This is a genomic window from Pseudomonas sp. B7(2017) (assembly GCF_002112745.1).
Lineage (GTDB): Bacteria > Pseudomonadota > Gammaproteobacteria > Pseudomonadales > Pseudomonadaceae > Aquipseudomonas > Aquipseudomonas ekonensis.
In genome coordinates, this window is record NZ_NEIP01000021.1 from 71,288 (window position 1) to 79,477 (window position 8,190).

The window sequence follows — 8,190 nt, forward strand, 5'->3', positions numbered from 1 at the left end:
TCCATCTGGGGGTGGTTGCTTGCTCGTCGAGCTTCTAAGATCGAGCAACCGGTATCCCATGAACATTGTTTCGAGGAGAACACCATGGCACGCACGACCCCCATCAACCGCTACCGCAACCTGGGCATCGTCGCCCACGTTGACGCGGGCAAGACCACCACCACAGAGCGGATCCTGTTCTACACGGGTCTGAGCCACAAGATGGGTGAGGTGCACGACGGTGCCGCCACCACCGACTGGATGGTGCAGGAACAGGAACGCGGCATCACCATCACGTCCGCCGCCGTGACCACGTTCTGGAAAGGTTCGCGCGGCCAGTACGACAACTACCGCGTCAACATCATCGACACCCCCGGCCACGTGGACTTCACCATCGAAGTGGAGCGTTCGCTGCGGGTACTCGACGGCGCGGTCGTGGTGTTCTGCGGCACCTCCGGCGTCGAGCCGCAATCCGAGACCGTGTGGCGCCAGGCCAACAAGTACCACGTGCCGCGTGTGGTCTACGTGAACAAGATGGACCGCGCCGGCGCGGACTTCCTGCGCGTCGTCGCCCAGATCAAGAACCGCCTGGGCCACACCCCGGTACCGGTGCAGCTGGCCATCGGCGCGGAAGAGAACTTCCAGGGCCAGATCGACCTGATCAAGATGAAGGCCATCTACTGGAACGATGACGACAAGGGCACCACCTACCGCGAGGAAGAGATTCCGGCCGACCTGCTGGCGCTGGCCAACGAGTGGCGCAACAACATGGTCGAGGCCGCCGCCGAAGCCAACGAAGAGCTGATGAACAAGTACCTGGACGAAGGCGACCTGTCCCCCGAGGAGATCAAGGCCGGCCTGCGCGCCCGTACCCTGGCCAGCGAAATCGTGCCGGCGGTCTGCGGCTCGTCGTTCAAGAACAAGGGCGTTCCGCTGGTGCTCGACGCGGTGATCGACTATTTGCCGGCGCCCATCGAGATTCCGTCGATCAAGGGCCATCACCCGGACAGCACCGACGACAACGAGATCATCGACGAACGCCACGCGGACGACGACGAGCCGTTCTCGGCGCTGGCGTTCAAGATCGCCACCGACCCGTTCGTGGGCACGCTGACGTTCGTGCGGGTCTACTCGGGCTTCTTGAGTTCGGGCGACTCGGTGATCAACTCGGTCAAGGGCAAGAAAGAACGCGTGGGCCGGATGGTGCAGATGCACGCCAACCAGCGCGACGAGATCAAGGAAGTGCGCGCCGGCGACATCGCCGCGCTGATCGGCATGAAGGACGTCACCACCGGGGACACCCTGTGCGACATCGACAAGCCGATCATCCTGGAGCGCATGGACTTCCCTGAGCCGGTGATTTCCGTGGCCGTGGAGCCCAAGACCAAGCAGGACCAGGAAAAGATGGGCATCGCCCTGGGCAAGCTGGCCCAGGAAGACCCGTCGTTCCGCGTCAAGACCGACGAAGAGACCGGCCAGACGATCATCTCCGGCATGGGCGAGCTGCACCTGGACATCCTCGTCGACCGCATGAAGCGCGAGTTCAACGTCGAGGCCAACATCGGCAAGCCGCAGGTGTCGTACCGCGAGAAAATCACCAAGAACAACGTCGAGATCGAAGGCAAGTTCGTCCGCCAATCCGGCGGCCGCGGTCAGTTCGGTCACTGCTGGATCCGCTTCTCGCAGCCGGACGTGGACGAGAAAGGCAACATCACCGAAGGCCTGGCGTTCACCAACGAGGTGGTCGGCGGCGTGGTGCCGAAGGAGTACATCCCGGCGATCCAGAAAGGCATCGAGGAGCAGATGAAGAACGGCGTCGTTGCCGGCTATCCGCTGATCGGCCTGAAGGCCACCGTATTCGACGGCTCTTACCACGACGTCGACTCCAACGAGATGGCGTTCAAGGTCGCGGCCTCCATGGCCACCAAGCAACTGGCCCAGAAAGGCGGCGGCGTGGTGCTGGAGCCGATCATGAAGGTGGAGGTGGTCACCCCCGAGGACTACATGGGTGACGTGATGGGCGACCTCAACCGCCGCCGCGGCCTGATCCAGGGCATGGAAGACTCGGTGTCCGGCAAGATCATCCGCGCCGAGGTGCCGCTGGGCGAGATGTTCGGCTATGCGACGGACGTGCGCTCGATGTCCCAGGGGCGTGCGAGCTACTCGATGGAGTTCTCCAAGTACGCCGAAGCGCCGCCGAACATCGTCGAAACGCTGGTGAAGAAACAAGGCGGAGCCTGATGTGACCGAAGCCGGAGCCTCCTGAAAGGGAGCTCCGGCTTTTTCATGCCCGGCCTTCTCTCATGGCTCGGCGAACGCCTGCTCGATGAACGCCTCCAGTTCCCTCTCCTCCAGCAACTCAATCGAAAACTGCCCGAAGCGTTTCGGCAGCCAAAGGATCCGCGTCCCGCTCGGCGACTGGAGGTTGTCGCGGGTCAGCGGCCGGCCGTTCTCGTCTTCCGGCTGCACGCCGCTGGCCACCAGTTCGTCGTAGGCCGCCTCGATGTCCGGGGTGGAATAGCAATGGCGGTAGATCGTGCCTTCGCCCTTGGCGTCCATCAGGTCCTTGAGGTTGCCGGCGAACGGCTGCACCAGCATCAGGCGTTCGCTGCCGAACCGCACGACCGCGTAACGCACGTGCAGGCCGCCGCGCTGCCAGTCGAGGGTCTTGGAGATGCGGGCGTTGAAGACCTTGGCGTAATAGCGGCAGGCTTCGTCGAGGTCGGCGACGAGCACATCGATGTGGCTGAACGTAAGGTCCAAGGGCTGCTCCCTGCGCAGTGGCGTGAAGCTGACGTTGTACACAATCCCGGCGCACGGATCCACGGTCCGGCGCAACAGCCACTATGCTCACAGAACCCCACCCCGCATGGACGCCGTCAGCCTCTTGCCCCAGGAGCCGGCCGTCCATGAACACCGCCACTCTGCTGACCCTGTTCGCCGTCACGCTCGCGCTGGCCGCCGGCTGCTCCGACAAGAAGGCCAACATTCGCTACGCCGCCGCCCAGACCGGCTCCAACTGCTACGCCAAGGCCCTGCCCACACTGGGCGAAGGCGGTCTGGCCTGGGGCGACACCTTGAGTGCGGCCCGGCAGAAATCCATGGCCAACTGCATGCGCTACGCCGGCCGCTCCGGCGGCACGCCGGACACCTGCCAAGTGGTGCTGGCCGGGTGCAAGGACTGAACGCCCGCGCCATCTGACCGAAAAAGCAAAATCCCCATGTGTTTCCTTCGTTGTTAAGGGCGTCGCACTGTTCCCTGCCCGTTCGTCTTGCCTGGAGTTGCCCCGATGCCCTCGCCCAAATCCCTGCCCACCGCTTTGCTGGGCCTGGCCCTCGTCTGTCCGGCCATGGCCGACGCCGAGGGGCTGGAACTGGGCCAGGTGGTGATCGGCGCCGAAGACCGCAGCGGCGAGGACCAATCGGTGGAGGACGCCAAGGCCCGGCTGGCCGAGGTGCCCGGCGGCACCAACGTCATCGATGCGCGTCGCCCGTTGCAGGGCCGGGTGGCCAGCAACCAGGACGTGCTGGCCTATCAGCCGGGGATCTACGCCCAGTCTTCGGGCAACGAAGGGGTCAAGGTGTCGATCCGCGGCTCCGGCATCAACCGCGCACCGGGGGCCCATGCCTCGGGGCTGTACGCGATGCTCGACGGCCTGCCGCTGACCGGCCCCGGCGGCACGCCCTATGAGTTGCTGGAACCGCTGTGGCTCGATCATGTGGAAGTGCTGCGCGGCGCCAACGGGTTCGACCGGGGCGCCCTGGCGCTGGGCGGCGCCATCGATTACGTCAGCCACACCGGCTACGACTCGCCGCTGCTGCAGGTGCGCTACGCCATGGGCAGCCATGGCTACATCCAGCGCCAGGTCAGCTCCGGGCAGGTGCTGGGTAACCTCGATTACTACATGGCGGTGACCGGCGCGCAGTCCGACGGCTACCAAGACCACACCGCCAGCAAGAGCCAGGGTGTCATCGCCAACGTCGGCTACCGGTTCAACCCGAACCTGGAAACCCGCTTCTACCTGCGCCACCGCGAGACCGACAACGACCTCGCCGGACGGGTGACCAAGCATTCCATCGAACACGACCCGCGCGCCGCCAACCCGGCCTACGTGACCCGCAACGACAGCCGCGACGAGCCCGGCAGCACGTTCTTCGGCAACAAGACCACGTGGTACATCGACGACGATTCGAGCCTGCAGACCGGCCTGGCCTACCACGACTACCCGATGGACCTGCGCGAAGGCCCCAACCGCCTGAAGGTGGCGTACACCGACGTCAGCGGCACCCTGGACTACAAGCGCCGCGACACCCTCTGGGGCCTGGAAAGCCGCAGCAACGTGGGCCTGCGCGTGACCAAGCACCTGCCCAACGCCGGTGCCACTGAGCTGGTGCGCATCCCCACCGGCAACACCGCCGGCTACGCGCCGGGCACCCACATCCGCGACTTCACCTACCAAGGCTCGGACACCGTGCTGCACGCCGGCAACGACCTGGAGATCGCCGACGACCTGTGGCTGACCACGGGCCTGGCCGCCATCTACACCCGCCGCGAAAGCGCCGTGACCTACCCCGACGGCGGCGGCAAGACCAGCCTCGGCGACTGGGACTACGCCCCGCGCATCGGCCTGCGCTACCAGCTGACGCCGGATCTGCAACTGTTTGGCAACCTCAGCCGCTCGGTCGAGGCACCGCACCCGTGGTCGCTGATCTACAGCTCCAATGTGCGTTTCCCCGCCGGCAGCGGCGTGGCCACCGGCGCCCAGCGCGACCCGATCAAGCTGCAGAACCAGACCGCCACCACCCTGGAACTGGGCGGCCGGGGCGACGCCGCCATCGGCCAGTGGAGCCTGGCCTGGTACTACGCCCAGGTGCGTCATGAATTGCTGTCGGTGCTCCCGGACGCCAACGCCACCACCCCGTACGAACTCAACGCCAGCCCCACCGTGCACCAAGGAGTGGAAGCCGGCCTGCTGAGCGACCTGTGGACCGCCGCCGACGGTGGCCGCTTGAGCCTGCGCCAGAGCTACACCTTCAGCGACTTCCACTACCGCGACGACGACCGCTTCGGCGACAACCGCCTGCCGGGCCTGCCGATGCACTACTACCAGGGCGAACTGCGCTACGACTGGCCCCAGGGCTTCTTCGCCGGCGTCAACACCCAGTGGGCCTCGAAGGTCGCCGTGGACTACGCCAACAGCTATTACGCCGACCCGTACGCGATCTTCGGCGCCACCGTGGGCTACAACGCGCCCAAGGGCGACTGGCAGACCTGGCTGGATCTGCGCAACCTGACCGACAAGCGCTACGCCGCCACCGTCACGCCGGGTTACGACGACAAGGGGCTGGACGTGGCGCGCTCCACGCCGGGCGAAGGGATGGCGATGTACGTCGGGGTGTCGTGGAGCCTGCGCTGAGGTTCGGTGGGGCCCCGCAATGCCTAGGGCTAGCGGCTCGCCGCCGCACAACCCGCGGGCTCGAAGCGCTCCGAGGTGTCCATGCGGACATTGCGCAAGGGCGCCGTGGCGAGGTGGGACGCGTAGAGGCCTTCGGCGCAATAGCCGATCAACAGCGTGCGGCGACGTCCGCCGACAACGTTCAGGCTGCCGGCGTGCACCAGGTCGGCATCGAACAGCAGAATGTCGCCGGCGCTGCCGCACAGCTGCACGGATCGCGACTCGTCGCTGAAGTCGAACGGCGCCTCGCCCGGCGAGGGCCGGTGGCTGCCGGGGACGATCCGGGTCGCACCGTTCTCCTGCCCGTAGTCATCCAGGAAGGCCAGCGCGTTCACCCGATCCCCCGGCCTCTGCGCCGACAGGTCGCGGTGCAGCACTTGGTGGCCGCCGCCGGCCAGCGGCTCGCGCCCCTCCACCTGCGAAATGAAGAACCGCTCGGCGATCAACGCCCCCGCCGCCGCCAGCACCGACGGCAAGCGGCACACGGCCAGAACCGTCGGATCGTTATCGAGCAGCGAATGCCGCCAGTCCCAGCCTCGGGGCACGGGCCATTGGTCCGAGGGTTTCACCTGAGCGTCGAAGGTCGCGCGCAGTCCATCCAGCCATTGGGCGGGGATCGCCCGACGGAGCAGCACAAAACCATTTTGGTGGAGTTGCTCGCGGTCGGTCATGGCGTGCTCGAATCCTTTCGCTCAATGGGTTCAATGAACCAGAGTAGCTGCGCCATCCCTCACGTCGAGCGCCAGCCTATGCCAGCAGTTCGGTAATCCAGCGCGCCTGCCGCTCGATTTCCCCGGTCTTCTCTTCGGGCACCGACTGGCGGGCCCGGGCGAAGTGGCTCAGGGTCTGCTGACGGCGGCGCAGCGTGCGCTGCCATTTGTCGAGGAAGGCCGGGCTGCGGGCCTGCATCTGCAACGGGCCGAAGTACAGTTCCCGGTCGCTGTAGGCCGGCGCCTCGCCGCGTTCGGCGACGATGATTTCGTAGTCGAAGCGGTTTTCCCGCAGCACTTCTTCGTGAAGGATCCGGTAGCCGTTTTCCATCAGCCACAGGCGCAACGGCTCTTCGCCGCCGTTGGGCTGCAGGATCAGGCGCTCCCGGCCGTTCAGACGCGCCTTGCCGCTGTCGAGAATGTCGCGGATCGTCTCCCCGCCCATGCCGCACAGGCTGACTGCGGTGATGCCGTCGTCCGGCTCGATGGCCTCCAGGCCGTTGGCCAGGCGCACGGTGATGGATTCGTCCAGGCCGTTGTCGCGCACCGTGCGTTCGGCGGCATGGAACGGCGTGCGCGCCACTTCGCCGGCCACCGCCGCCGCAATCGCGCCACGGCGCATCAGCGCCACCGGCAGGTAGCCGTGGTCCGAGCCGATGTCGGCCAAGCGTGCGCCCTGCGGCACTTGGGCGGCGACGCGCTCAAGGCGCATGGACAATGTCTGTTCGTTCAACGGCGGTTCCTGTTCACCAGCGGAATCGGCCCGGCGGCCGGATCGGGACGCGATTGTGTCGGGCTGCGTCGCACATTTCAAATCCCGGCGACGGAACCGTGCCCGGGCTGGGCTACACTCGCCAACGTCAGGACTTTTCCAAGGAGCGTGCCCGATGTCGATCAACAAGACCCTGCTGGCCATCGTCGCCGGCCTCACCCTTGCGGCAACCGCCCCGGCCCTGTTGGCCGATCCGGGCAACGGCAAGGGCAATGGCAAGGGCCACGACAAGGGTGCCCAGCACGGCAACCAGGCCCACGGCGGATACGGCCAACCCACCGTCGACATCGGCGGCGTGCGGGTGATTCTCAACGACAACCGCGGCTACTGGAGTCCCGGCCCGTCGCTGCCGCCGGGCATCCAGAAAAACCTGGCCCGGGGCAAGCCGCTGCCGCCGGGCATCGCCAAGAAACTCGACAGCCGCTTAAGCGGCCGCCTGCCCCACTACGAAGGCTATGAATGGCAACAGGCAGGCACCGACCTGCTGCTGGTGACGATTGCCACGGGGCTGATCTACGAGGTGCTGCACGACGTGCTGGACTGAGCGCCGGCCACAAAAAGGCTTATGGCTGCGGATCGGCCATCGCATTTGCAATGCCTGTGCTCCCCTTCGCGCACATGACAACGCATTCGCGATGGCCCTTTTCATTGAACCCCCGCGCTTTTTCTGCACAATGGCAGGCATTCGAAACACCACCCGAGACCCCTGATGTCCCTGACTCCTCACGACGAACGACTCATCAAGGCGCTGGCACTGGCCATCGTCGATCGCCCGCGGGCGACGCTCAAGGAGCTGGCCGAGGCCGCCGGCGTCAGCAAGGCCACCCTGCACCGCTTCTGCGGCACCCGCGACAACCTGGTGCTGATCATGGAAAACCACGGCGAGACGGTGCTCAACCAGATCGTCGGCACCACGGACCTGGTGCACGGCGAGCCCCTGGCGGCGCTGCGCAGCCTGATCAACGAACACCTGGCCCATCGCGAGATGCTGGCGTTCCTGCTGTTCCAGTACCGCCCCGATACCCTCAACGGCGGCGACGAGCGCTGGCAGCCCTACGCTGACGCGCTGGATGCGTTTTTCCTGCGCGGCCAGCAACTGGGCGCGTTCCGCATCGACGTCACGGCGGCGGTGTTCACCGAACTGTTCCTGACCATGATCTTCGGCATGGTCGACGCCGAACGACGCGGGCGCGCCGCCAGCGCCAACTCGGCCCATGTGATGGAACTGATGTTCCTGCAAGGCGCCGCCGCCACCCCCCGCCCGGAATAACCC

The 8,190-nt window shown here is 66.2% G+C and carries 8 protein-coding genes; 5 read left to right on the plus strand and 3 right to left on the minus strand.

From position 1 onward, the window contains the following. Nucleotides 1–84 precede the first annotated feature (84 nt). The gene (gene fusA, locus CAG29_RS25745) at nucleotides 85–2,220 is read left to right on the plus strand and encodes an elongation factor G (protein ID WP_085583767.1); all 2,136 of its coding nucleotides are present in this window, start codon (nucleotides 85–87) and stop codon (nucleotides 2,218–2,220) included. A 60-nt stretch (nucleotides 2,221–2,280) separates the two neighbouring features. On the opposite strand, the gene CAG29_RS25750 is transcribed toward fusA, so the two are convergent. After that, the gene (locus CAG29_RS25750) at nucleotides 2,281–2,742 is read right to left on the minus strand and encodes a VOC family protein (RefSeq protein ID WP_085583769.1); all 462 of its coding nucleotides are present in this window, start codon (nucleotides 2,740–2,742) and stop codon (nucleotides 2,281–2,283) included. 146 nt (nucleotides 2,743–2,888) lie between these two features. Between CAG29_RS25750 and CAG29_RS25755 the strand changes: the two genes are divergently transcribed. Beyond that, nucleotides 2,889–3,164: a hypothetical protein gene (locus CAG29_RS25755; protein ID WP_085583772.1), complete on the plus strand. Its 276-nt coding sequence runs from the start codon at nucleotides 2,889–2,891 to the stop codon at nucleotides 3,162–3,164. A 105-nt stretch (nucleotides 3,165–3,269) separates the two neighbouring features. Continuing rightward, entirely contained in the window at nucleotides 3,270–5,396 is a 2,127-nt protein-coding gene (locus CAG29_RS25760; protein ID WP_085695335.1) for a TonB-dependent receptor domain-containing protein, read from the plus strand. A gap of 29 nt (nucleotides 5,397–5,425) precedes the next feature. Here CAG29_RS25760 and CAG29_RS25765 read toward each other — a convergent pair whose 3' ends face one another. Together CAG29_RS25765 and CAG29_RS25770 are read right to left on the minus strand one after the other, a co-directional pair. Beyond that, the gene (locus CAG29_RS25765; RefSeq protein ID WP_085695336.1) at nucleotides 5,426–6,106 is read right to left on the minus strand and encodes a phytanoyl-CoA dioxygenase family protein; all 681 of its coding nucleotides are present in this window, start codon (nucleotides 6,104–6,106) and stop codon (nucleotides 5,426–5,428) included. A gap of 76 nt (nucleotides 6,107–6,182) precedes the next feature. Beyond that, entirely contained in the window at nucleotides 6,183–6,878 is a 696-nt protein-coding gene (locus CAG29_RS25770) for a tRNA (adenine(22)-N(1))-methyltransferase TrmK (protein WP_256575745.1), read from the minus strand. 154 nt (nucleotides 6,879–7,032) lie between these two features. On the opposite strand from CAG29_RS25770, the gene CAG29_RS25775 reads away from it, so the two are divergent. Further along, nucleotides 7,033–7,461 carry an anti-virulence regulator CigR family protein gene (locus tag CAG29_RS25775; protein WP_085695337.1) on the plus strand — a complete coding sequence of 143 codons (429 nt, stop codon included), beginning with the start codon at nucleotides 7,033–7,035 and terminating at the stop codon, nucleotides 7,459–7,461. A gap of 165 nt (nucleotides 7,462–7,626) precedes the next feature. Then, a complete protein-coding gene (locus CAG29_RS25780; protein WP_085583781.1) occupies nucleotides 7,627–8,187 on the plus strand; it encodes a TetR/AcrR family transcriptional regulator in 561 nt (186 codons plus the stop codon). The last annotated feature ends 3 nt before the right edge of the window (nucleotides 8,188–8,190 follow it).